This window comes from Fredinandcohnia onubensis (assembly GCF_002734215.1).
GTDB classification, from domain to species: domain Bacteria; phylum Bacillota; class Bacilli; order Bacillales; family Bacillaceae_L; genus Ferdinandcohnia; species Ferdinandcohnia onubensis.
This window is the reverse complement of record NZ_NSEB01000006.1, coordinates 369300-392218: the sequence shown is the minus strand read 5'-3', so window position 1 is coordinate 392218 and position 22919 is coordinate 369300. Positions and strand designations below refer to the sequence as shown.

Genomic DNA, 22919 nt, shown 5'->3' with positions numbered 1-22919 from the left:
GGTGTAAAGAAGTTGGGACAATTAATAAAATTGCAGAATTATATATCTAGGTATGAGATTGATATGTTTCGGTATCCCGGCCAGTTTATCCGGCAAAAGAGAAAACAATGGGAACAGACAACGTTAGAGAAGCAACATTTTCTTGATCATATCTTTGATTTTCAAATGAAGTGGGCAAGTTCCACGATTCGGGAAAAATCATATATAGATAAGGAATTTTACAAGGATCATAATTTAAAATACTTTCTTCAGCGATTTCCAGACACATATCTTGTGTTATATAGACCCATTTTCAAGTTGAAAAATGCACCGGTTGAAGTGGAAATTATCATGATTAGCCCGACGACAACTTGGTTAATTACGATTCTTGAAGGGGAAGAAAACAGTGTATTTATAGGCTCAAATAATAGGTTTTGGATTGAACGAAAAGGAAAGCATGATAAAAAAGTGTTATCACCGATGATTGAACTGGATCGGATGGATGGTATCGTTCGTACGATTTATTCTTTATACGATATAGAGCTGCCAATTCGGAAAGTGATTTTGAATCGTACGGGCTATATTGATTTTTCGCTTGCCCCGTTTGATGTAGATTTAGTGGAAAAAAGAAAGTATGAAGAGTGGTTTACCGGGTTGCGAAATATGAGTTCTCCATTAAAACATATGCAATTAAAAGCAGGCAATGCGTTACTACAATACTGTCATACAGTTTGCGTGCGCAGAATGGATTAGGGGTGCAAAAGAATGCACCCTTTTTCTATCATGTTCGCCAAGAGGACTCCTTCCTCAAAAATTCGATAGAATTTTAGGTGGGAGGTGAATTGGCGGGTTGTGTGTTTATCGCTAGAATTATTATGAATTTTTCGGTAATATGGATATGTATAAAACGTATGTTTGGGGGTGGAAACTGCTATGACGGAGTACAAAACAATGCAAATTTGGGTAAAAAATGGTCATCGAATGTATGACTATTTTCAAGAAATGTGTCAAAATGCAAAGAATATGCACAACACCACGAATTTTTATGTTCGTCAAGTTTTCACTAGTTTGACTCAAGAAAAAGAGTTACAACCACTCCAACAAGAAGTTTTGGAAAATATTCAAAAACACCTACCCAAAATGAATGATACTCAACTTATTGCGTACAAAAAAAGACTGGAAAAAGAGAAAACAAAACCAGTTGAAAAACGAAAAGAAATAAAGTGTAATTTATTTGATATACCATCAAAAGAGAAACCTTATGTTGATTACAACTTTTTGGATGCACTTTTTAAATCCATGGTTCAAAACGATTATCGTTCTTTGCCAACGCAATCAAGTCAAGGAATAATGAAAACAGTTTTTCAAAACTGGAAATCGTTTTATGCTAGTTTACGAGAATTCAAAGTAAATCCCAGTAAATTTAAAGCGAGACCTAGAATTCCTGGATATAGTCGCGCAAGAGAAAAAGAGGTTTCCTTTACGAACCAAGATTGTGGCATTAAGGATAAGAAGTTTTTGAAATTCCCTAAAACCAAGGGATGCTTAAACATAGGAAAACTAGGGTTTACGGAAGGGAAACTAAAACAAGTTCGCGTACTTCCGAAGCATGGAAAATATGTAGTGGAATTAGTTTTTGGAATTCCTTCGGAACGTGAAATGAAAGAATCCAAACAACGGTACATGTCTGTTGATTTAGGAGTGGATAACCTTGCAACCATCGTCACCAATACAGGTCGTAGACCTGTTTTAGTGAAGGGCAAAAGTATTAAATCTGTCAATCAACGATACAACAAATTAAAAGCACATTATACTGCGATTCTGCGTAAGGGTAAAAATCCAAAAAAAGGACAGTTTTCTTCAAAGCGTTTAGAGAAAATCAACAATAAACGGTTTAATCAAATCAAAGATTTGTTCCACAAAGCAAGTCATCAAGTTGAAAAAATTGCTTTAGAAGAAGATATCGACACGATTATCATCGGTCAAAACAAAGATTGGAAGCAAAACACGAATATGAGTAAAAAGAACAATCAATCTTTTGTTTCAATACCTCATAGCCTTCTGATTCAAATGATTACTTATAAGGCGGAACGCCACGGAATTAAAGTAATTGTAACCGAAGAATCGTACACATCCAAAGCAAGTTTCCTAGATAACGATGATATCCCCGTTTACGGAGAAAGTGATACAAAAAAATCATTCTCAGGTAAGCGTATTAAGCGTGGACTTTATCGTTCGAAGAACGGTACATTCATTAATGCGGATGTGAACGGTGCTGCAAATATAATGAGAAAAGTGTTCATAAAGGCATTTGAAGAAACGCTTTCAAGTTTGCTTCAGCCAGAGTCACTCCTTCTCAAATAAAAGTAATCCTGAAGGCAGGACTAACAGGATAGCGGGGTTGGGTGTTTTTAGCACACCAAAGTGTCAACTCCACTGGTGGTTAATCGTCATCTTCAAAGTCGACACCCCAGAACCCCCCATTTCAAATTTCGTAGAAATTAAGTGGCGGGAGTTTTCATTGTCATCTCTATAAATATAAAATACTATTAAGTCACGGATGTCATATTCTTTTGAGGATAAACTATGAAACTATTGATTTTTATTGTAAATAAACAGGCTGGGAACGGTAAGGGACTAAAAGTTTGGAACCAGCTTAAACATGAATTAGAACAGAAAAAAATCCACTATCGTTCTTTTTTCACAAAATACCCAAATCATGCCGGTGAATTGGCTCGACAAATCGGCTCAATGTTTGAAGATAAGGTGGAGGCTGTCATTGCTGTTGGTGGAGATGGAACCATTAATGAAGTCGTGAATGGCATGGTGTATTATCCTGAGATTAAGGTAGGGTATATCCCAGCTGGCTCTGGAAATGACTTTTCAAGAGGTTTTAAGGTGCCAAAATCTCCATTAGATGCACTCACCTTCATTATTCGCAATAAATCAGGTAAAGCAAAATTGTTTGATATCGGAAAATGCAAGCTTCAAGGGAAAACAAAGAGTTCCTATTTTGTGAGTAGCTTAGGCACAGGTTTTGACGCTGCAGTTGCGAAGCGAACAAATGAATCGACAATGAAGAAATACTTAAATAAGGTACATCTCGGCTCATTAGCATACGTCGGTGCACTGATCCGCCTCCTTTTTACCTATCACCTTACGAAAGTTACAGTAAACATTGACGGGAAAGACTTCCATTATGAAGATGTTTGGTTTGTGACCGTTTCAAATCAACCTTTTTATGGAGGAGGAATGAAAATAGCACCACAGGCAAAGACAACAGATGGTTTCTTTGATATTACGGTTGTTCATCATCTTTCAAGAATCAAACTTCTATTTGTATTTGCGACAGTTTTCTTCGGAGCTCATACCAAGTTTAAGGAAATTGCGCAGCATAAAGGTGTAACGATTCGTATTGAATCAGATGAGAAAATGTTTGTTCATGCGGATGGCGAATTCATTGGCCAAACTCCTGTTCAGGTCGAAGTTCAGCATCGAAAAATACCCTTTTTGGTCAAATAAGCCTTTTTGGTACTATTTGCCTGTGTTATTTTTGCTATTTTTTATACCGAAAAAGTTTCTTTATCTTGACTTTAATTGTAATTCAACGCTAAAATTTAGTAAGATAGCTATTGTTATATGGTATGTTCAATAGCTGTCTTTTTTATTTTATATTTATTAGGAAATGTTGTGTTGAAATTGGAGATAAACTGGCTTACATACGTATTAGGCAACGAGTGGGAATACTCCCCAGCGGGTGGTGCAACGGGAGACGCGTATTTTGCCCAATTAAATGATAAAAAAATATTTCTTAAACGAAATTCATCCCCGTTTCTTGCGGTTCTTTCTGCAGAAGGGATTGTTCCGAAGTTAATTTGGACGAAGCGTCTCGAGAATGGCGATGTTGTCACAGCACAGCAATGGCTCAGCGGCAGAGAATTGAAGCCTGCTGAGATGAACGGTGAAAATGTGGCGGGATTACTAAAAAAGATTCATCAGTCCAATGAGCTATTAGAAATGCTTAGACGTATAGGTAAAAAGCCTATAGAAGCCAAGGATGTATTGGACGATGTATTACGAAAATTGCATCCAGACTTATTAAAGTTTGAAATTGTAAACAAGGCCATCACATTTTTAGAGCAAGAACTTGTGAATATGGACCATGATCATAATGTCGTTTGTCATTCTGATGTCAATCATAACAATTGGCTATTATCAGATAGCAATGAGCTCTACTTAATTGACTGGGATGGAGCGATGATTGCAGATCCTGCAGTAGATATTGGTATGCTTTTACATTGGTATATAAAAAAAGAAGACTGGCCAAAATGGATCAGTCTCTACGGAATGGAATTAACAGATAATTTGCTTCTGCGTATGAAATGGTATGTGGTTGCACAATCTTTGCATCTTTTAGGTTGGTATCAGGTAAAAAAGAAGGAGAAGGAAATCCTTCATTGGCTGCAATATTTGGAGCATTTATTATGAGTATTGGTCAATATCTGAAATCCATTGATTAATTTGATTTTGATGTGATTCAATATGGTTATCTAGATGCTGGGTATATTGGCCTTGTTGACTATAGGAATAGACATCTGTTAAAACCTGTTTCACACTCTGGTCAATATTTGGGTTTGCCAGAAGGGATTGAATCAGTCTTCCTAATTGTTCGCATTCAGATACTGTACCACAGCAATCCATTTGATGATTTGATAATATATCCTTTAAAATATCCATTTGATGTGTATGATCTAGAGGCATTTTAGAACACTTCCTTTTTGATGTTGTCTCTATACTACATTTCCATGAAATGACCATTTTTATACGACGTAAACACGAAACTCACCAATCGGTGGGTTTACGTTGTTTTTTGGCATAGAATCGTCCAATAAAGCCTTGCGCGAAAGTGTTGGACATGTTATTCTTTTGTGCGATACAACTTAAATGAGGTGGCAATCATGCGTTTGCGCAATAAACCGTGGGCGAAGGAAAGATTAGCGTCATACCCACAGTACGTAATCGAAAATCCAGTTGAACATAAAGGGAACTGGAATCAAGTTTTTGGAAATGATAATCCGATTCATATAGAAGTAGGTACAGGTAAAGGCAGATTTGTTACAGAGATGGCAAAAGCTCATCCTAATATCAACTATATTGGGATTGAATTATATGAAAGTGTCATAGTCGCAGCTTTAGACCGTGTGATTGAGGCAGAGATACCGAATCTTAAATTATTGAATCAAAATGCAGATAAACTTAGGGACTTTTTTGAAAAAGGAGAAGTTGACCGCGTTTATCTCAATTTTAGTGATCCATGGCCAAAGACACGTCATGAAAAACGTCGCTTAACCTACAAAACATTTTTACAAATGTATGAGGATATCCTTGTTAACGAAGGTGAAATTCATTTTAAAACAGATAATCGTGGGTTATTCGAATATTCGTTAAGAAGCTTTTCTGAATACGGTCTGCTTTTAACATTTGTAAGTCTTGACCTTCATAAATCAGATTTTGAAGATAATATCATGACGGAGTATGAAGAAAAATTTTCCGAAAGGGGACATCCGATTTATCGTTCAGAGGTCCGATATCAACCTAAATAATCGTAACCCTTCCCATAAACATGGTTTATGGGTTTTTTATGTTGTTAAACTCTACCGAAAGATGATTTATAAATATTCTTAATAATGGTAAAATGAGGATAACCGTTGGTGAAGGGTGGGGAAAGAATGGAACAGCTTGTAATTGGTGATATTACACTTACATGGTTAAATGGTGGTGTTACACATTTAGATGGTGGTGCAATGTTTGGTGTTGTGCCTAAGCCGTTATGGTCAAAAAGATATCCACATAATGAAAAAAATCAAATTGAACTGCGAACAGATCCAATCCTTGTGAAGGCAGGTTCAAAAAATATTTTAATTGAATCAGGAATTGGCAATGGAAAATTGACAGATAAGCTGAAACGGAATTTTGGGGTTCTGGAGGAGTCTTCTATTGATAAGTCTTTGGCAGAACTTGGACTTACAACGAGTGATATTGATATCGTCCTTATGACTCACCTTCATTTTGATCATGCATGTGGTCTTACGAAATGGGAAAATGAAAAATTGGTTCCAGTTTTTGAGAACGCTGTCATTTATGCGACAGATGTGGAATGGGAAGAAATGCGAAATCCGAATATCCGCTCAAAAGCGACATACTGGAAAGATAATTGGGTAGCAATCGAACATCAAGTAAATACGTTTACTGACAAACTTGAGGTTGTCCCTGGAATTACGATGATACATACAGGTGGACATAGTGATGGTCATTCTATTATTTTGTTAGAGAGTCAAAATGAACAGGCAATACATATGGCGGATATCATGCCGACACATGCCCATCAAAATGTTTTGTGGGTGTTGGCTTATGATGATTACCCAATGAAATCGATTGAGCAAAAACAAAAATGGATGGGTGAAGGACTTGCAAAAGAAGCATGGTATATTTTTTATCATGATGCTTTATATCGAGCAATTAAATGGAATCAATCTGGAGAAATGATTGATTCATTAAAAAGAATTCGAGAATAAAAAAAGTAGCTTATAAGTAGTAAAACCTTATAAGCTAATCAGCCTTACAATGGGTTAACCTCTAATATGGAACCTGTTTTTGCATCCATTACAAATTCGTATTGGTGGCTTTCTTGATTTAATTTGCGAGAAATGCCACCTTTGTATACTTGATAGTGAATGCCTGATTTTGTGTAGTCCTCTGGATTCATTTGGATCCAAGACCCATCTATTGGGCCATTCTTTTTGAAAGCTTCTTTGGCGAGTTTTAAGGCTTTGTCACCGGGAATCGTTGAATCACTTAATGCTTCTTTAATAAGAAGTGCACTTGCAAATCCAACACCAAAACCAAGAAAAAACTTATTCCAGCTCATTTCATCCCTCCTAAACGGACTTAATCCTTGTGATAAGTATAACTTCTTTTTATGAAAATCTCCATGTTCGCTATGGTAACAAAAAAACAATTTCGATATACTAAATAATGTACATAATAGAATCAAATTTTTGCTACTTGTTACGACTCTTATATACTGGAAGGAGAATGACATTGAAACAGGATACACTTGAGCTTTTTAAAACGTTAACAGAGCTTCCTGGAGCTTCAGGGAATGAACACCAGGTAAGAAAGTTTATGCGTTCACAGCTTGAAAAATACTCAGATGAGGTTGTACAAGATGGATTAGGTAGTATTTTTGGAGTACGTCGTGGTGATGCTAATGGGCCAACTGTTATGGTTGCTGGCCATATGGACGAAGTTGGATTCATGATCACTTCGATCACGGATAATGGGATGCTTCGTTTCCAGACTTTAGGTGGCTGGTGGAGCCAAGTTCTTTTAGCGCAGCGTGTACAGGTGATTACTGACATTGGTCCTGTTATCGGGGTTATTGGATCAATCCCTCCACATTTACTGGAAGAGAGCCAACGAAAAAAACCAATGGATATTAAAAATATGTTAATTGATATTGGTGCTGATGATCGTGAAGATGCAATCCGCTTGGGAATTAAGCCTGGTCAGCAGGTAGTTCCGATTTGTCCATTTACACCAATGGCAAACGAAAAGAAAATTTTAGCCAAAGCATGGGATAACCGCTATGGCTGTGGGCTTTCCATTGAGCTATTGAAGGAATTGCAGGGAACCCAGTTACCAAATACACTTTATTCTGGTGCAACTGTACAAGAAGAAGTAGGTTTAAGAGGTGCAAGAACGTCTGCAACGATGATTAAACCTGATATTTTCTACGCTCTAGATGCAAGCCCAGCTAATGATATGTCTGGAGATAAGAGTGCATTTGGTAAACTGGGACATGGTGCTTTACTTCGAATATTTGACCGTACAATGGTTACACACCGTGGCATGCGTGAATTTATTTTAGACACAGCAGAATCCAATAATATTAAATACCAATATTTTGTTTCTCAAGGTGGAACAGATGCTGGCCAAGTTCATCTTTCAAATGAAGGTGTGCCATCAGCAGTTATCGGGATTTGTTCTCGTTATATCCATACACATGCATCAATTATTCATGTGGATGACTATGCTGCTGCAAAAGAATTACTTGTTACCCTTGTAAAGAATTCTGATCGAACAACAGTGGATTCCATTCGTCAGAATGGGTAAAAATAAAGGTAGCAAAAATTAAAGGTGCTCGGCTTATGCCGAGCATTCGTTTTGATAAAGAGGTGGTAATAAAATGATACAAATTGCAATTGGTACGAAAAATCCTGCAAAAGTGGATGCGATTATACAAGGATTTGCTGGCATTGAAGCAAATTTACATCCAACATCCGTATCTTCGGGTGTGTCAGCCCAACCTTTTTCAGACGAGGAGACCATTCAAGGTGCAATTAATCGCGCAAAGTCGGCTCTTGAAAAGGAAGGCACAGACATTGGAATTGGCTTAGAGGGTGGGGTCGTTGAAACCGAGTTTGGAATGTTTTTATGTAATTGGGGCGCAATTGTCGATAAAGACAATGACCCGATTATTGCAGGTGGAGCAAGAATTCTACTACCAAGTGAAATTGCTAGAGAATTAAAAAAGGGAATCGAACTTGGTGATGTGATGGCGGATTTCACAAAACAAAAGGATATCCGCAAGGCTGAGGGTGCAATCGGTATTTTTACGAACCATTATGTGAATCGAAAAGATATGTTCACGCATGTCGTAAAGCTTCTCGTTGGCCAGTTTGCATATAGAAAAAAATTAAGTCATAATTGTAACAAATAAATGGTACTTATTTCTTATTGATTAAAATTAGTAGATTACTCTTGCAACTAATAAATTAATAGGTTTATTATAGAAAAAGAGAATAGCTACCTTTTTAAGGGGTGAGAGAATATGAAACTAGGGAAAGTCCTTGTTTTCATTTTTCTATCGCTTGTAGGACTTTTGGCAGGTTGTGCATCGATTGAAGATGAATCAAAGGAAGCGGTTGCAGCGGTCGAAGATGTGTTTAAAGCTCAACCTGAAAAGACAAATAGTGAAAACGGTAATGTTTCCTTTTATATGCCATCTACTATGGAGATAGAAAAGAAGGATGAAAATAACGTAATCCTTCAAAACGGAAACCAAACATTTATTTTATTTGTAAATCCTAATGAAGAACGTACAAGTGATGTATTGTATAACTCAGTTGATGCGAAGGAATTTGCAATTGACAAAACCTATACAGATAAAGAACGATTTGGCTATGTAAAAGTTTTTGAAATAGAAGACAAGCTTTACCTTGTGACTGTGGGAATTGGCGGAATAAAAATGACAACAGAAACGAAGGTAAGCGACATTTCTGAAAGTGCAACCGAGATGATGCAAATCGTATCTTCCGTGAAATATTGAAGTTAAGCCCCTACACTGTTAGGGGCTTTTATTTGTTTTTAAGTAAAGAATATATGATAATTAGTTCATACGGAAATTGGAGGTAAAGCCCATGAAAAAACTTGAAACGATTGACCAATATCAAGAATTAATTAAAAGCGGAAAGAACATTCTAATGTTTTCAGCAGATTGGTGTCCAGACTGCCGTTTTATCGATCCATTTTTGCCTGAAATAGAAAGTTCTTATCCTGACTATACATTTTACTATGTAGACCGTGACGAATTTATTGATTTATGTGCGACTCTGAACGTTTTTGGTATACCAAGCTTTGTGGCTTACGAGGCCGGAAAAGAAACGGGCCGTTTTGTAAGTAAGGACCGTAAAACGAAAGAAGAAATCGAACAATTCATTAATGGTCTCTCTTAAGATCACGTCAGAGAGAGGAGATAGATTTTATGGACTCAAAAAATAATAGGAAAATGGATTCAAAAAAGGTAAAGAAAATAATTCAAGATAAACTATCCCATCATAATTGGCAGTTTTCTTTTGACCGTGAGAAAGATACCTTGCGTATCGAGGACAAGGAAACGAAGAAAGGAACGACTGTCACACTTCCTGGAATAGTCGCGAAATATCAAGAAGAAGGTCCCGGAAGTCTTGATGAAGTCATATATTATATTGAAGAATCTTTGACTTTCATGAATAGTGAATTGGAGCTTGAGGGTAAAGAAAAAAACATTTATCCCGTTATTCGTTCAACCTCCTTTCCGACTGAATCGAATGAGGGAGAAGAACTTATTTACGATGACCATACTGCAGAAACAAGAATTTATTATGCTCTTGATTTAGGAACAACGTACCGTTTGGTCGATAAAAAGCTTCTTGAAAAAGAAAATTGGAAATTTGAACGGATCCGTGAAATAGCGAGGTTTAATCTACGTTCCCTAGATGTTTCATACAAGACTGACGAAGTTGCAGGCAATACTTTTTATTTTATAAATAAAAACGATGGATATGATGCAAGTCGTATCTTAAATGATGCCTTTTTACACAAAATGGGCCAACAAATGAAAGGAACAATGGCTGTAGCGGTACCGCATCAGGATGTACTGATTATAGTTGATGTTCAAAATGACACGGGATATGATATCCTTGCTCAAATGACAATGAGCTTCTTTGCAAGTGGACGTGTCCCCATTACGGCACTGTCATTTCTTTATGAAGAAGGAAAACTTGAGCCCATCTTTATCCTTGGGAAAAATCGCCCAAGAAAATAAACGATACTCTACCAAAAGTCGCTAGGAAAACTAGCGGCTTTTTTGTTACAATAAGGAATAGAATTGAAATGGAAGAGTGATAGTTGTGAATTGGATAAAAAGATTACTACATTTTTTACAGACGGACGATGATGATCCAATTGAAATTAAAGCGACTCAAATCAGACAAAACAAACCTGTTGAGGCAAGAGTGACATATGAATACCCAAAGGGAAATTTTCGTTTTCCGGTCATACCAGATCAAGAAAAAACAAGAATAAAAAAGGAAAAGGTACAAACCAGGCAAACACAGCGAACACAGCAAACGCAGCGAGCACAGCAGACACAGCAAAAACAGCATACAAAGCAGACACAGCAAACACAAAAAGCTCAGCAAACTCAACAAACAAGAACCTCACAACCAACTAGGAATTCAACTCCTAAAACCGTTGTAAAGTTACAAGAGAAACAACCCTTTCAACCTTCCGAGACACCATCCCCGGTATTTGGTCTAGGTAAACCAAAGCCTCAGGAAATAGCTCAGGATACAGCTCAAGAAATAGTAGAGTATGAACTTCCTTCAACGCCTATCGCAGATACAGAATCGATTGCTAGGGCATGGAAAGAAGCACAAGAAGAGGTTGCTTCAACAATCATACTAACGGAGCAAGTAGAACCAAAACAGTATACAGTTTCAACTACTTTAGAAGATACAGAGCAAAAGGTGGCAAGCTTTGCGAATCAATTAATAAGTGAAGAAGAGGTAACTGAGGAAGTACCGGCTGCTACTGAGCCACAAGCCAAAGAGTCTATTAATGAGGAAACTCCAATACAAATTGTTGTGGAGGAGGAATTAAATGCGCCTGAGGAAACAAAACTAGTTGAGCAAGAAATGATACATACCGAAGAAATTGTGACAGAAGAGCCAGTTGATCAGATTGAAAGTTTCGAAATGCAAGAAGGTCCTAAAGCGGAGGAAACTGAAGCTACTGTTGAGAATACTGAAACACAGGTTGAACACTCAGACAAAACTGAACAGACTAGAACAGAGCCGAGACGATCCAATATACCGTTTAATGTATTAATGTTTAAAAAGGATAAACAGAAATTGTCACAGAGGAAACCAGAAAAAGTAACACAAGTAACTCCTGTCGATCCAATTGAACAAAAAAGACAACAGGAAGCACCAAGACAAAATGAACAGCTAGTTGAACAGGAAGCACCAAGACAAAATGAACAACTAGTTGAACAGGAAGCACCAAGGCAAAATGAACAACCAGTTGAGCAGGAAAAAACTAGGCAAAGTGAACAGTCAGTAGATCAGGAACAACCAATCCAGCAAGAATTACAAACACATCAGGAAGACGAAGTTCAACAACCTGGCTATACTTTCCCAGAGCTTTCTTTCTTAAATGCGCCTCCTGCCGAACAAGCTGATGACAGTCAATGGTTACTTGACCAGCAAAATATTTTAGACGAGACCCTACGAAATTTTAAAGTCCGTGCAAAAGTGGTGAATGTAACACAGGGCCCTGCTGTTACTAGATTTGAGGTACACCCAGAGCCTGGTGTGAAAGTAAATAAAATTACAAATCTATCAGATGACATTAAATTAAGTTTGGCTGCCAAGGATATTCGGATCGAAGCACCGATTCCTGGAAAAAATACAATTGGTATTGAAGTACCAAATAGAAAAAGCAAGCCTGTACTATTAAAGGAAATCATACAAACTCCTGAATTCCTAACAAATCAATCACCATTAGCTGTTGCAATGGGTCTTGATATCTCTGGAAAGCCGATTGTAACGGATTTACAAAAGATGCCACATGGACTTATCGCAGGTGCGACTGGTTCGGGTAAAAGTGTATGTATTAACGCAATGCTTGTCAGTTTGTTATATAAAGCATCACCGGATGAAGTGAAGTTACTACTTATTGATCCCAAAATGGTAGAATTGGCACCTTATAACCATATTCCACATCTTGTAAGCCCGGTTATTACGGATGTAAAGGCGGCAACAGCTTCTCTAAAGTGGGCAGTTGAAGAAATGGAAAGAAGATATGAATTATTTGCCCATACCGGTGTTCGTGATATTGGTAGATATAATGAAATGGTGAAAAAGCATGATGAGAAAAGCGGGAAATTACCTTATCTCGTGATTATCATTGATGAGCTTGCTGATCTAATGATGGTAGCGCCAGGGGATGTAGAGGACTCAATCTGCCGAATTGCCCAAAAAGCAAGAGCCTGTGGAATCCACTTAATTCTTGCGACTCAACGCCCATCGGTAGATGTTATCACAGGATTAATCAAAGCGAATATTCCAACTCGTATCGCGTTTTCTGTTTCCTCACAGGTTGATTCAAGAACGATCATTGACTCAAGTGGGGCAGAAAAGTTGCTTGGAAGAGGAGATATGCTTTTCCTAGAGAATGGTTCTTCAAAGCCATTTCGTGTACAAGGCAACTTTGTTACAGATGATGAAATCGAGGAAGTTGTTAATTTTGTAAAATCAGAAATGAAGCCAAGCTATATGTTTGAACAGGACGAGCTCCTAAAGAAAGCTTCAATCACAAATGAAGAAGATGAGCTCTTTTTTGAGGCATGTGAGTTCGTTCTTGAACATGGGGGAGCTTCTACCTCTAGTGTCCAAAGACGTTTTAGAATTGGATATAATCGTGCAGCACGTCTAATTGATATGATGGAAGAACAAGGAATTATCTCTGAATCTCGTGGTAGTAAACCACGTGAAGTTTTGATAACTGAAGAGGATTTAGCTGAGATATATGAGGGCTGATAACTATTGTTATCGCCCTTTTTCCTTTATAGGTAAAAGGAATCAAATGTATGACTCACTATCATAGAAAAATCAGTGCTACAACAGGTTAATTCTAATGTCCTACGTTCATAATAAGGATAACTCATCCCACTTAAGTTGTGGTTTCGTAGGACATACTTCATACTTCTTGTTGATTTCTAGTTATTTTTTCGTAATGGTCTTCACCATTGATTAGTGCTATAATGAAAAAATGTGAGATGATTGTATATACATAAAATTCGATTTTACTTAATAGCACCTATCTCAAAATCATGGGTACAATTATCAAAATTAGATGAATTTCATATACTGTCTTACAGATAGACATTGTTGGAGGTTCTTTATATGACAGTTTACCACTTCGTTGGAATCAAAGGTACTGGCATGAGTTCATTGGCACAGATACTTCATGACATGAATTATGAAGTTCAAGGGTCTGACCATGAAAAATTTTATTTCACACAAAAGCCTTTAGAGCAAAGAGGAATAAAGATTTTACCTTTTGACAAGGAAAATATTCATGAAGGTCTGACGGTTATTGCCGGGAATGCCTTCCCTGATACTCATGAAGAAATAGTAAAAGCGGTCGAAATGGGGCTACCTGTTATTCGCTATCACCGTTTCCTAGGTGAATTTATGAAAAAGTATACGAGCGTTGCCGTAACAGGCTCCCATGGAAAAACATCTACAACAGGCTTACTTGCACATGTCCTGCAAGGAGCAGAACCAACTTCCTACCTCATTGGGGATGGAAGTGGTAAGGGATCAGAGAATAATAAGAACTTTGTATTTGAAGCATGCGAATACAGACGTCATTTCTTAAGCTATCACCCTGATTACGCGATAATGACGAATATTGATTTTGATCATCCAGATTATTTTGCAAATATTGAAGATGTGTTCAATGCCTTTCAAGAAATGGCCTTGCAAGTTAAGAAGGGAATCATTGCTTGTGGAGATGATGAATACCTTCAAAGCATCCGCGCGAAGGTACCTGTTGTGTTTTATGGTATTGGAGAAGAAAATGATTTTCAAGCGCGAAATATCAAGAAAAACACAGAAGGTTCTACCTTTGATGTTTTCGTAAGAAATACCTTTTTTGCAAGCTTTTCCATCAACGGATACGGAAATCATAATGTATTAAATGCTTTAGGTGTAATTGCATTATGCCATTATGAGAATATTGATGTGTCCATTATTCAAGAGCGTTTGTTGAGCTTCGGTGGTGTAAAGCGTAGATTCTCTGAGAAACGAGTCGGAAATCAAATATTAATTGATGATTATGCACATCACCCAACAGAGATCAATGCAACAATTGAAGCTGCAAGGCAAAAATATCCTGATCGTGAAATTGTGGCGATTTTCCAACCACATACATTTACAAGAACACAGACATTTTTGGATGACTTTGCTGCAAGCTTAGTAAAAGCGGATCAAGTTTATCTATGTGATATTTTCGGTTCAGCCCGTGAAAATAAAGGGGAGCTCTCCATTGGGGATCTACAAGGGAAAATCCCAGGTTCTGAGTTAATCCAAGAAGACAATACTTCTATCCTTAAAAAACATGAGAATAGTGTATTAATTTTTATGGGAGCCGGCGATATTCAAAAATTTCAGGATGCCTACGAAAAAGCGGTCGTATAAAAAAAGACCTTTGCGAAACATGTCGCAAAGGTCTTTTTTTTCTATGTCCAGCTCCAGCGCCTAGCCCCTCGAGGTCATAAGCCAATCCGTCAAAAAGGATAAAAGACATCCTTCTCGCCGGCTTTTCTTATGCTTGTCGGGGCTGAACAAGGCGCTTGCGCATTTCAATTCACTTTAAATTTTCTGGGTTTAATGGTTCAAGCTCAGGGATAACGAAGCGGCCGTCCTTACGAATAAGTACATCATCAAAATAGATTTCGCCACCGCCATATTCAGGGCGTTGAATATTTACCATATCCCAATGAATATTTGAGTTGTTTCCATTGTATGCATCATCATAGGCCTGGCCAGGTGTGAAATGGAAGCTGCCATCAATTTTTTCATCAAATAGAATGTCTTGCATTGGATGTTGAATGTATGGATTTACTCCAATCGCAAATTCACCGATAAAACGTGCACCTTCATCTGTATCAAGAATTTTATTAATACGCTCAGTATCGTTCGATGTAGCTTCTACAATTTTTCCATCTTTAAAAGTAAGTGATACATTTTCAAATGTGAAGCCTTGATATGGGGATGGCGTATTATATGTTAAAGTACCGTTAACAGAATCACGAACAGGAGCAGTATATACCTCACCATCTGGGATATTCATTTCACCTGCACATTTAATTGCTTTAATGCCTTTGATGGAGAATGTAAGGTCGGTACCAGGACCCGTAATGCGTACCTTGTCGGTATGATCCATAAGTTCAACAAGTGCATCCATCGCATTGCTCATTTTACCGTAATCAAGATTACACACATTAAAATAAAAATCTTCAAATGCTTCTGTACTCATCTTCGCTAGTTGAGCCATCGAAGAATTTGGATAACGTAGCACTACCCATTTTGTTTTTGGTACACGTATTTCACGATGTACTTTTTTGCCGACTGTATTTCCTTCAATTTTCATTTTGTCATCCGGTACATCTGCAAACTCATTAATGTTATCACCAGAACGTAAGCCTATATAGGCATCCATTTTGCTCATAACGTTTGCTTCGAAATCGGCTTTCATTTCAAACTGCTTTTCCTGAGCACCTAACAAAAGAGCACGATCTACTTGGTGGTCTTTTAATGATACAAATGGATATCCACCAGCTTTATATGCTTCATTAATAAGCGCAGCCACTAGCTCACGCTGCAAGCCGAAGTTCTCGATGAGTACTTTTTCACCTTCCCCGAGGCGTACAGAATAATTAATTAAATTACGAGCGAGTGTTTCAATACGTGGATCTTTCATATTAATTGCCTCCAAATTCAATTTTGCTTATGTACATTCCTATTGTAACCGAAAAAAAGGAAATTGTTTATTAAAATCGATTGCTTATAAATTCCTTGGAGGACTTCAATGATTTTTGTCGAAAGTTAAACAATGGGGATAGTATGTTTGATATCGGTAAAATCGGGTAACAAAGATAGAAGGAGGTGCATCACGAATGATTCTTATCGTATACATAAGTGTTGCAGTAATTGCAGTAGCTTTTTTAATTTTGGTTATTTATCTCTCAAGGACACTACGTTCCCTTCAAGTAACATTGGATAATGTAGCAAGTACTTTATCTGGATTAGAGAAACAGATGGAAGGTGTAACAAGTGAAACGACAGAACTCTTGCATAAAACCAATAAGCTTGCAGAAGATATTCAGCAGAAGTCCGAGAGTTTGAATACAGTTGTTGATGCTGTTAAAGACGTCGGAACTTCTTTACAACGCTTCAATAAATCAGTCGGAAATGTGACAGAAGAGGTAGCAGTACAGTTAGAGAAAAATAAAACCAAAATCTCACAGGTTGTCCAAGTGGGGAATGCTGTAATAGAGATTTGGGATAAATGGAAAGATAAGAAACAAAAGCACGACAAACCAATTTCGAATGAAGAAAGGGGATTATAATGGGAAAAAATAGTGGTTCAAATTTTATCTTAGGAACAATTGTAGGTGCAGCTGTTGGTGCTGCAACAGCATTATTTTTAGCGCCAAAAACAGGACAAGAATTCCGTAGGCAGATGAATGATCAAGCTTCTGTTGTAAAGGAAAAAACAAATTCACTTTCTAAAACAATCTCTGAGCAGTCCAATCAGATTTTAACAAAAGTAAAAGACTTTAAACCTTCTACTGGGCAAAGTGAGCCTGAAGTTAATGAATCAGTAGTAGATGGAGCGACAGAAGAAACTAATCAGGATTCAGCTGGAAGTGAACAGCTGTTCCAGGAAAAGCTTGCTGAAGCGAAGCAAGCCTTAGACGACGCAGAAAATAATACACAAACTACTAACTACTAATAAATAGGGAGATGTATGTAAAGATGGGGAAGGCAAAAATTGAAACAATCGAAGAATTTAACCAAGTCCTAGAAAAAGAAAATAAATTTATTTTTATAAAGCACAGTCTTACTTGTCCAATTAGTAAAGCAGCTTTTGATGAGTATGAACAATTTGTTTCAGAACATGAAAATGTACCAAGCTACTATCTATATGTTCAAGAAGCAAAAGAACTCTCAAATCACATTGCAGAGAACTTTGAAATTAAACATGAATCACCACAGGCTCTTCTTTTTGAAGATGGCAAGGTAAAATGGAATGCCTCTCATAGAAGTATAACGAAAGAAGCATTAGTCGCTGTTGGTGAATAAAGAAGAGTCCATGGCTAAAAAACCATGGACTTTTCTTTTTAATACGATACAATTGTATAAATAAAAAGAATTGTTCAACTATTTTATTTTTGTAATCACCGATCAATCGATTGTATCATAATATACTTTATTGCTTAAAAGCGTTTGGGTAATAAAGTTTTTAGTGACATATGGAATTTTATCGTTTATAATGAATTCTAATTACTAGAAATATATCAGATTTTCGATTAGATTGCGATAATAACTGGGTGGAGAAAGGAAGAGTGAGATGAGTAAAGTAGAACTAGATAACCTACGCGACAGAGTAGAAGAAATTAACCTTGAAATTCTTAAACTTATTAGTGAACGCGGGAAATTAGTACAAGAAATTGGAAAAGTAAAAGAAGCACAAGGTGTTAACCGATACGATCCAGTACGCGAAAGAAAAATGTTAAATAACATTTTAGAGCATAATGAGGGACCTTTCGAAACATCAACTGTACAACATATCTTCAAAGAAATTTTCAAGGCAGGTCTTGAGATTCAAGAAGACGATCATCGCAAAGCTCTCCTTGTTTCACGTAAGAAAAAACCAGAAGATACAATTGTCGATGTAAAAGGTGTTAAAATTGGTGATGGCTCACAACAATTCATCGTTGGACCATGTGCTGTTGAAAGTTATGAGCAAACAGCTGCAGTAGCTGCAGAAGCAAAGAAATATGGTTTACGCCTACTTCGTGGCGGCGCATTCAAGCCTAGAACCTCTCCTTATGACTTCCAAGGATTAGGACTAGAAGGATTAAAAATCTTAAAACGCGTTGCTGATGAAACAAACATGGCTGTTATCAGTGAAATTGTAAACCCAGCAGATATTGAAGTTGCTTGTGATTACATCGATGTTATCCAAATCGGTGCTCGTAACATGCAGAACTTCGAATTATTAAAAGCAGCGGGTTCTGTTAAAAAGCCTGTATTATTAAAACGCGGATTGGCTGCTACACTTGATGAATTCGTAAATGCAGCAGAATATATCATATCTCAAGGAAATGACCAAATCATTCTTTGTGAAAGAGGTATCCGTACTTACGAAAAAGCTACTCGTAATACACTAGATATTTCTGCAGTTCCAATCTTAAAACAAGAAACACACTTACCAGTATTTGTTGATGTAACACATTCAACTGGACGTCGTGATTTATTATTGCCATGTGCAAAAGCAGCTCTTGCAATTGGAGCAGATGGTGTCATGGCGGAGGTACATCCAGATCCAGCAATTGCTCTATCAGACTCAGCACAGCAAATGGATTTTGATCAATTTGAAAAATGGATCACAGAACTTAAGGCAACTCAAGCCGTTCGTGTATAATTTTATTCAGTAGGGTTTAAACCCCACTGAATAAAATTATAGCCTCTGGCGCATGCCTCAGATTTTTTAGATGAAATTTTTCAAGCACGCTTGAAAAAAATCTGGGCGCAAATACGCCAAGGCGCATTTGATTTTTCATGAAGACCTCCTACTGTAAAAGTAGGAGGTTTTTTCGAGCTTTTTTCGATAATTTTAACGAATTTGTTAAGAATTGCACAAAGTAATTGCCCTTGCGGTGCAAGTATCGTATGATTATTAGATAAAATAAGCAAACATGACATTTGTTTGAATAAAAAAGTTAATACTAACATATAAGTGGTAACTTGAAATAAGGAGTGCTGTCAATGAATGTGACAATCTATGATGTAGCGAGGGAAGCCAATGTCTCCATGGCAACCGTATCACGTGTTGTAAATGGTAACCCAAATGTAAAACCAACAACTCGAAAGAAAGTACAAGAAGCAATTGATCGATTAGGCTATCGCCCAAATGCTGTGGCTCGTGGACTAGCTAGTAAAAAAACGACAACAGTTGGAGTAATCATTCCAGATATCTCAAATATCTTTTATTCAGAGCTTGCACGTGGAATTGAAGATATTGCGACGATGTATAAGTATAATATTATCCTAAGTAACTCTGACCAAAATAAGGATAAAGAATTCCACCTATTAAATACAATGCTTGGAAAGCAAGTGGACGGTATTGTCTTTATGAGCGGAAATATTACGGAAGAGCATGTCGAGGAATTTGAAAAGTCTCCTGTTCCGATAGTATTAGCTGCTTCAGTGGAGAGCACAAATACGGTCCCAGCTGTAACAATCGATGTCGAACAGGCTGCATATGACGCAGTAACGGAATTTGCTAATAAAGGTCATAAGAAAATCGCGTTCGTTACTGGTCCATTAAATGAACCAATTAATGGTGAAAAAAAATTAAATGGTTATAAACGAGCTATCGAGGATGCAGGACTTTCTTACAACGAAGAACTTGTAATCGAAGGTGATTACACATACGATTCTGGTATTGAAGGTTTTGAGAGAATCCATGAATTTGCAGATAAGCCAACTGCTGTATTTGTAGGTACAGATGAAATGGCATTAGGTGTAATCCATAGTGCACAGGATTTAGGGTATTCGATTCCTAATGATTTCGAAATTATAAGCTTTGATAATACACGATTAGCACTCATGGTGCGTCCGCAGCTTACATCAGTTGTTCAACCGATGTATGATATCGGAGCAGTGGCGATGAGACTTTTAACTAAGTTTATGAACAAGGAAAATGTTGAAGAACAAATCGTGACATTGCCACACCGTATTGAATTTAGAAATTCAACAAAAGAATAGTTAAAAAACACGGCTTGAGGCCGTGTTTTTTTATTTGTTATTCCGTATTGGGTAAAGCGTTTTTGTAACGGTAAGTGCATTTTTTTCCTCAATTTCTGCTCTTCTAGGAATGGGTGGATATATAGTAGGCTCATCATCCCAATAAGATGGAAGAGTAAGTTTTGCTTTTGGTTGCCATTGATTGATCCATTCGACAGGAAGTGCGCCACTTATATTTGATTTTTCAATCATTTCGAGCCAAATCAAAGACCATGCTCTAGGAACGACTCTCCATATGTCATATCCGCCTCCACCTACTGCAATCCAGCGACCATCACAATACTGATGGGCAAGCTGATGAGCAAGTTTTGGTATTTCACGATAGATTTTCATTGTTGCGGACAAATGGGTTAATGGATCATAATAATGCGAATCGACACCGTTTTGCGTAAAAATGACATCTGGTTTGAAAAACTCAGTTACTTCTGTAAAAGCGGTCGTGTAGGCATGTAACCATGAATCGTCCTCAGTGAATGCATCTAGCGGAATATTAAAGGTATAGCCATAGCCCTTGCCAGAGCCCCGCTCAGTTACATTTCCTGTCCCAGGAAATAGATATCGTCCTGTTTCATGAATTGAAAGTGTACAAACAGTTGGGTCATCATAAAATGTCCACTGCACACCATCCCCGTGATGTGCATCTGTATCTACATAAAGTACCTTTACATTATATTTCTTTTGCAAATAACGAATCGCAACTGAACTATCATTGTAGACACAAAATCCAGAGGCCTTCCCACGGAATCCATGGTGGAGTCCGCCTCCTAAATTAAGGGCGTGCTTCGATTTCCCTGACATTACATGGTCAACTGCCGATAGGGTAGCGCCAACTAATAATGCACTAGCCTCATGCATGCCGGGAAAAATAGGGGTATCTTCCGTACCGATTCCATAGCTATATCCTGTTTCCTTAGGGAGTTTACCTTCCCCTGCTAACTTAACAGCCTCTATAAATTTAGGGTCATGGACAAGTTCCAATTCTTCATCTGTCGCTATTCTAGGTGGAATAATTTCCGATTCATCTAACAAGTTCAAACTTTTGAGTAGGTCATAAGTAAGCTTTACCCTCGTTTGATTAAAGGGATGATCATTACTAAATCGATATTTTAATAATTCGTCCGAATAGACAAAGACAGATTCTTTCGTCATAATTGTGGCCCTGGAATGGTTGGCCACAGTACAGTGTAGCCATTATCAATTAGATTAGTAATGATCTTATTTGGATTCATTGTTTGAACTCGTAATACAATTATTTTATATTGTGTGTCCTCCTTGTCAGGGTAAACAAGAACACTATGAATATTTACATGATGATTTTTAATAACATTGACAACGTCTGCGAGAGTTCCTGCACGATTATGTACCTTAATTTCGAGTTGTGAACCTGGTTGGTTTGCACCGGTTAGTTGTGCAAAGGTATGAAGTAAATCTGTCTCAGTAATGATTCCAACTAATTTTCCATTCGATTCAATTGGGAGACAGCCAATCCGATATTGGAAAAAAACAGCAGAAATCTCCTCGACAAAGTCAAGCGGATGTCCGGTTATTACTTCTTTTACCATAATGTCCTTAATTGGTGAATCTAGTGTTTTTTCATTGTTTGTATAGTCTAGGATCGAAGGCTTTGCATCACGAATATCACGGTCACTAATTAGCCCAATCACGTGTTGATTTCTATCTACCACGGGTATATGACGAATTTTTTTCTCATCCATTATTTTAATCGCTGTTGAGATGGAGTCATCAGCTGATAAAGTAATGACATTTTTCTTCATAATTTCTTCAACAATCATGCGAATCCCCCCTTACTCACTTAATACATGAATCGATTCATAAAGCGTAGTCGGTCAAATCTTTCTATCGTATCCTGATTTACTCGTTTGCCAATTCGAGCCATTAAACAGTTGGCGGGGTGTGAACTAATTTCAGGGTCATCTGTTGCAAACCATTCAAGCCCGCCTGCACTCATCATTTTTTCCATTACCTTACGATACTCCCAAACATTCAGGCCTGTTCCTTTTAAATCCCAATGCCAATAATATTCAGTAGTAATGATGAGGTAGTCTTCCATAGCATCATCCATCATTGAAACAATTAAAAGATTCTTTCCAACTCGACTGCCACGAAATTTAGGAATAACTTCGATTGCTCCTAATTCTATTAAATTTTCTATTTTTCCCTCAGACCAGCGTTCAAGTGGGTCTGGGTAAAGGTATGTAACATACCCTACAATGGTGTTATGCTCTCTTGCGATAATAATTCTTCCTTCAGGTAGGTCAGCAATTCCAATCAATGCTTTATGCTGCTGATTTGGGGGACGAAAAGCTACTAAGTCCTCGTGAAATTCATAGCTTGCTAGGGCCTCTCCAGTTATGGGACCTTCAATAATGAGCGTACCATGAGGGGTCTTAAGTTCCTTTGCGTTATAAGTTTTCTTATGCTCCACAATGT

Annotated in this window: 25 protein-coding genes; 18 read left to right on the top strand and 7 right to left on the bottom strand. The window is 37.5% G+C overall.

The genetic code is table 11. The annotated features are described in order from the left end of the window. The first annotated feature begins 12 nt into the window (after positions 1-12). The 4 genes from CKK03_RS08780 (at position 13) to CKK03_RS08765 (ending at position 4467) form a co-directional block, all read left to right on the top strand. A complete protein-coding gene (locus CKK03_RS08780) occupies positions 13-732 on the top strand; it encodes a glucanohydrolase (RefSeq protein ID WP_099362216.1) in 720 nt (239 codons plus the stop codon). A 180-nt stretch (positions 733-912) separates the two neighbouring features. Next, a complete protein-coding gene (locus tag CKK03_RS08775) occupies positions 913-2343 on the top strand; it encodes an RNA-guided endonuclease InsQ/TnpB family protein (RefSeq protein ID WP_099362215.1) in 1431 nt (476 codons plus the stop codon). A gap of 222 nt (positions 2344-2565) precedes the next feature. Next, positions 2566-3501 carry a diacylglycerol/lipid kinase family protein gene (locus CKK03_RS08770; RefSeq protein WP_099362214.1) on the top strand — a complete coding sequence of 312 codons (936 nt, stop codon included), beginning with the start codon at positions 2566-2568 and terminating at the stop codon, positions 3499-3501. A 177-nt stretch (positions 3502-3678) separates the two neighbouring features. Next, a complete protein-coding gene (locus CKK03_RS08765; RefSeq protein ID WP_245864073.1) occupies positions 3679-4467 on the top strand; it encodes a phosphotransferase family protein in 789 nt (262 codons plus the stop codon). On the opposite strand, the gene CKK03_RS08760 is transcribed toward CKK03_RS08765, so the two are convergent. Beyond that, positions 4462-4740, bottom strand: coding sequence for a YtzH-like family protein (locus CKK03_RS08760; RefSeq protein WP_099351945.1), 279 nt, complete (start codon positions 4738-4740; stop codon positions 4462-4464). The genes CKK03_RS08765 and CKK03_RS08760 overlap by 6 nt on opposite strands. A gap of 197 nt (positions 4741-4937) precedes the next feature. Between CKK03_RS08760 and trmB the strand changes: the two genes are divergently transcribed. Both trmB and CKK03_RS08750 read left to right on the top strand, forming a co-directional pair. Next, positions 4938-5582: a tRNA (guanosine(46)-N7)-methyltransferase TrmB gene (trmB, locus tag CKK03_RS08755; protein ID WP_099362212.1), complete on the top strand. Its 645-nt coding sequence runs from the start codon at positions 4938-4940 to the stop codon at positions 5580-5582. A 126-nt stretch (positions 5583-5708) separates the two neighbouring features. Further along, positions 5709-6554, top strand: coding sequence for a YtnP family quorum-quenching lactonase (locus CKK03_RS08750; RefSeq protein WP_099362287.1), 846 nt, complete (start codon positions 5709-5711; stop codon positions 6552-6554). Positions 6555-6598: 44 nt separating this feature from the next. Here CKK03_RS08750 and CKK03_RS08745 read toward each other — a convergent pair whose 3' ends face one another. Next, positions 6599-6907, bottom strand: a complete 309-nt coding sequence (locus CKK03_RS08745; protein WP_099362211.1) for a PepSY domain-containing protein — start codon at positions 6905-6907, stop codon at positions 6599-6601. A 173-nt stretch (positions 6908-7080) separates the two neighbouring features. Here CKK03_RS08745 and CKK03_RS08740 point away from each other — a divergent pair, with 173 nt between their 5' ends. From CKK03_RS08740 to murC, 7 genes are all read left to right on the top strand, one after another. Beyond that, positions 7081-8154, top strand: coding sequence for a M42 family metallopeptidase (locus CKK03_RS08740; RefSeq protein WP_099362210.1), 1074 nt, complete (start codon positions 7081-7083; stop codon positions 8152-8154). A gap of 73 nt (positions 8155-8227) precedes the next feature. Beyond that, the gene (locus CKK03_RS08735; protein WP_099362209.1) at positions 8228-8761 is read left to right on the top strand and encodes a DUF84 family protein; all 534 of its coding nucleotides are present in this window, start codon (positions 8228-8230) and stop codon (positions 8759-8761) included. A 111-nt stretch (positions 8762-8872) separates the two neighbouring features. Further along, entirely contained in the window at positions 8873-9370 is a 498-nt protein-coding gene (locus CKK03_RS08730) for a hypothetical protein (RefSeq protein WP_099362208.1), read from the top strand. A 91-nt stretch (positions 9371-9461) separates the two neighbouring features. Beyond that, a complete protein-coding gene (locus CKK03_RS08725) occupies positions 9462-9776 on the top strand; it encodes a thioredoxin family protein (RefSeq protein ID WP_099362207.1) in 315 nt (104 codons plus the stop codon). Between the two features lie 53 nt (positions 9777-9829). After that, positions 9830-10627, top strand: a complete 798-nt coding sequence (locus CKK03_RS08720) for a DUF1444 domain-containing protein (protein WP_099362286.1) — start codon at positions 9830-9832, stop codon at positions 10625-10627. Between the two features lie 85 nt (positions 10628-10712). Then, complete coding sequence (locus CKK03_RS08715; RefSeq protein ID WP_099362206.1) at positions 10713-13403, top strand: DNA translocase FtsK; 2691 nt, start codon at positions 10713-10715, stop codon at positions 13401-13403. 366 nt (positions 13404-13769) lie between these two features. Then, positions 13770-15068: a UDP-N-acetylmuramate--L-alanine ligase gene (murC, locus tag CKK03_RS08710; RefSeq protein WP_099362205.1), complete on the top strand. Its 1299-nt coding sequence runs from the start codon at positions 13770-13772 to the stop codon at positions 15066-15068. Between the two features lie 169 nt (positions 15069-15237). On the opposite strand, the gene CKK03_RS08705 is transcribed toward murC, so the two are convergent. After that, positions 15238-16353 carry an aminopeptidase gene (locus CKK03_RS08705; RefSeq protein ID WP_099362204.1) on the bottom strand — a complete coding sequence of 372 codons (1116 nt, stop codon included), beginning with the start codon at positions 16351-16353 and terminating at the stop codon, positions 15238-15240. 196 nt (positions 16354-16549) lie between these two features. Between CKK03_RS08705 and CKK03_RS08700 the strand changes: the two genes are divergently transcribed. The 4 genes from CKK03_RS08700 (at position 16550) to CKK03_RS08685 (ending at position 19083) form a co-directional block, all read left to right on the top strand. Further along, on the top strand, positions 16550-17002 hold the full coding sequence (locus CKK03_RS08700) for a DUF948 domain-containing protein (protein WP_099351955.1): 453 nt from the start codon (positions 16550-16552) through the stop codon (positions 17000-17002). Next, positions 17002-17388, top strand: coding sequence for a YtxH domain-containing protein (locus CKK03_RS08695; RefSeq protein WP_099362203.1), 387 nt, complete (start codon positions 17002-17004; stop codon positions 17386-17388). Before CKK03_RS08700 ends, CKK03_RS08695 begins: the two co-directional genes overlap by 1 nt. Before the next feature lie 23 nt (positions 17389-17411). Then, entirely contained in the window at positions 17412-17738 is a 327-nt protein-coding gene (ytxJ, locus tag CKK03_RS08690) for a bacillithiol system redox-active protein YtxJ (RefSeq protein ID WP_099362202.1), read from the top strand. Between the two features lie 268 nt (positions 17739-18006). Continuing rightward, the gene (locus tag CKK03_RS08685) at positions 18007-19083 is read left to right on the top strand and encodes a bifunctional 3-deoxy-7-phosphoheptulonate synthase/chorismate mutase (RefSeq protein ID WP_099362201.1); all 1077 of its coding nucleotides are present in this window, start codon (positions 18007-18009) and stop codon (positions 19081-19083) included. Positions 19084-19099: 16 nt separating this feature from the next. Here the strand turns inward: CKK03_RS08685 and CKK03_RS24125 are convergent, their stop codons facing one another. After that, positions 19100-19222 (bottom strand): hypothetical protein, encoded by a 123-nt coding sequence (locus CKK03_RS24125; protein ID WP_281254483.1) that lies wholly within the window; start codon positions 19220-19222, stop codon positions 19100-19102. Positions 19223-19427: 205 nt separating this feature from the next. On the opposite strand from CKK03_RS24125, the gene ccpA reads away from it, so the two are divergent. Next, entirely contained in the window at positions 19428-20429 is a 1002-nt protein-coding gene (gene ccpA / locus CKK03_RS08680; protein WP_099362200.1) for a catabolite control protein A, read from the top strand. 30 nt (positions 20430-20459) lie between these two features. Here the strand turns inward: ccpA and CKK03_RS08675 are convergent, their stop codons facing one another. From CKK03_RS08675 to CKK03_RS08665, 3 genes are read right to left on the bottom strand one after another with little or no spacing between them, the layout of a single operon-like run. Continuing rightward, the gene (locus tag CKK03_RS08675; protein ID WP_099362199.1) at positions 20460-21617 is read right to left on the bottom strand and encodes an acetoin utilization protein AcuC; all 1158 of its coding nucleotides are present in this window, start codon (positions 21615-21617) and stop codon (positions 20460-20462) included. Then, positions 21614-22261, bottom strand: a complete 648-nt coding sequence (locus CKK03_RS08670; protein WP_099362198.1) for an acetoin utilization AcuB family protein — start codon at positions 22259-22261, stop codon at positions 21614-21616. Before CKK03_RS08670 ends, CKK03_RS08675 begins: the two co-directional genes overlap by 4 nt. A gap of 20 nt (positions 22262-22281) precedes the next feature. Further along, positions 22282-22914 carry a GNAT family N-acetyltransferase gene (locus tag CKK03_RS08665; RefSeq protein WP_099362197.1) on the bottom strand — a complete coding sequence of 211 codons (633 nt, stop codon included), beginning with the start codon at positions 22912-22914 and terminating at the stop codon, positions 22282-22284. Positions 22915-22919: the final 5 nt, after the last annotated feature.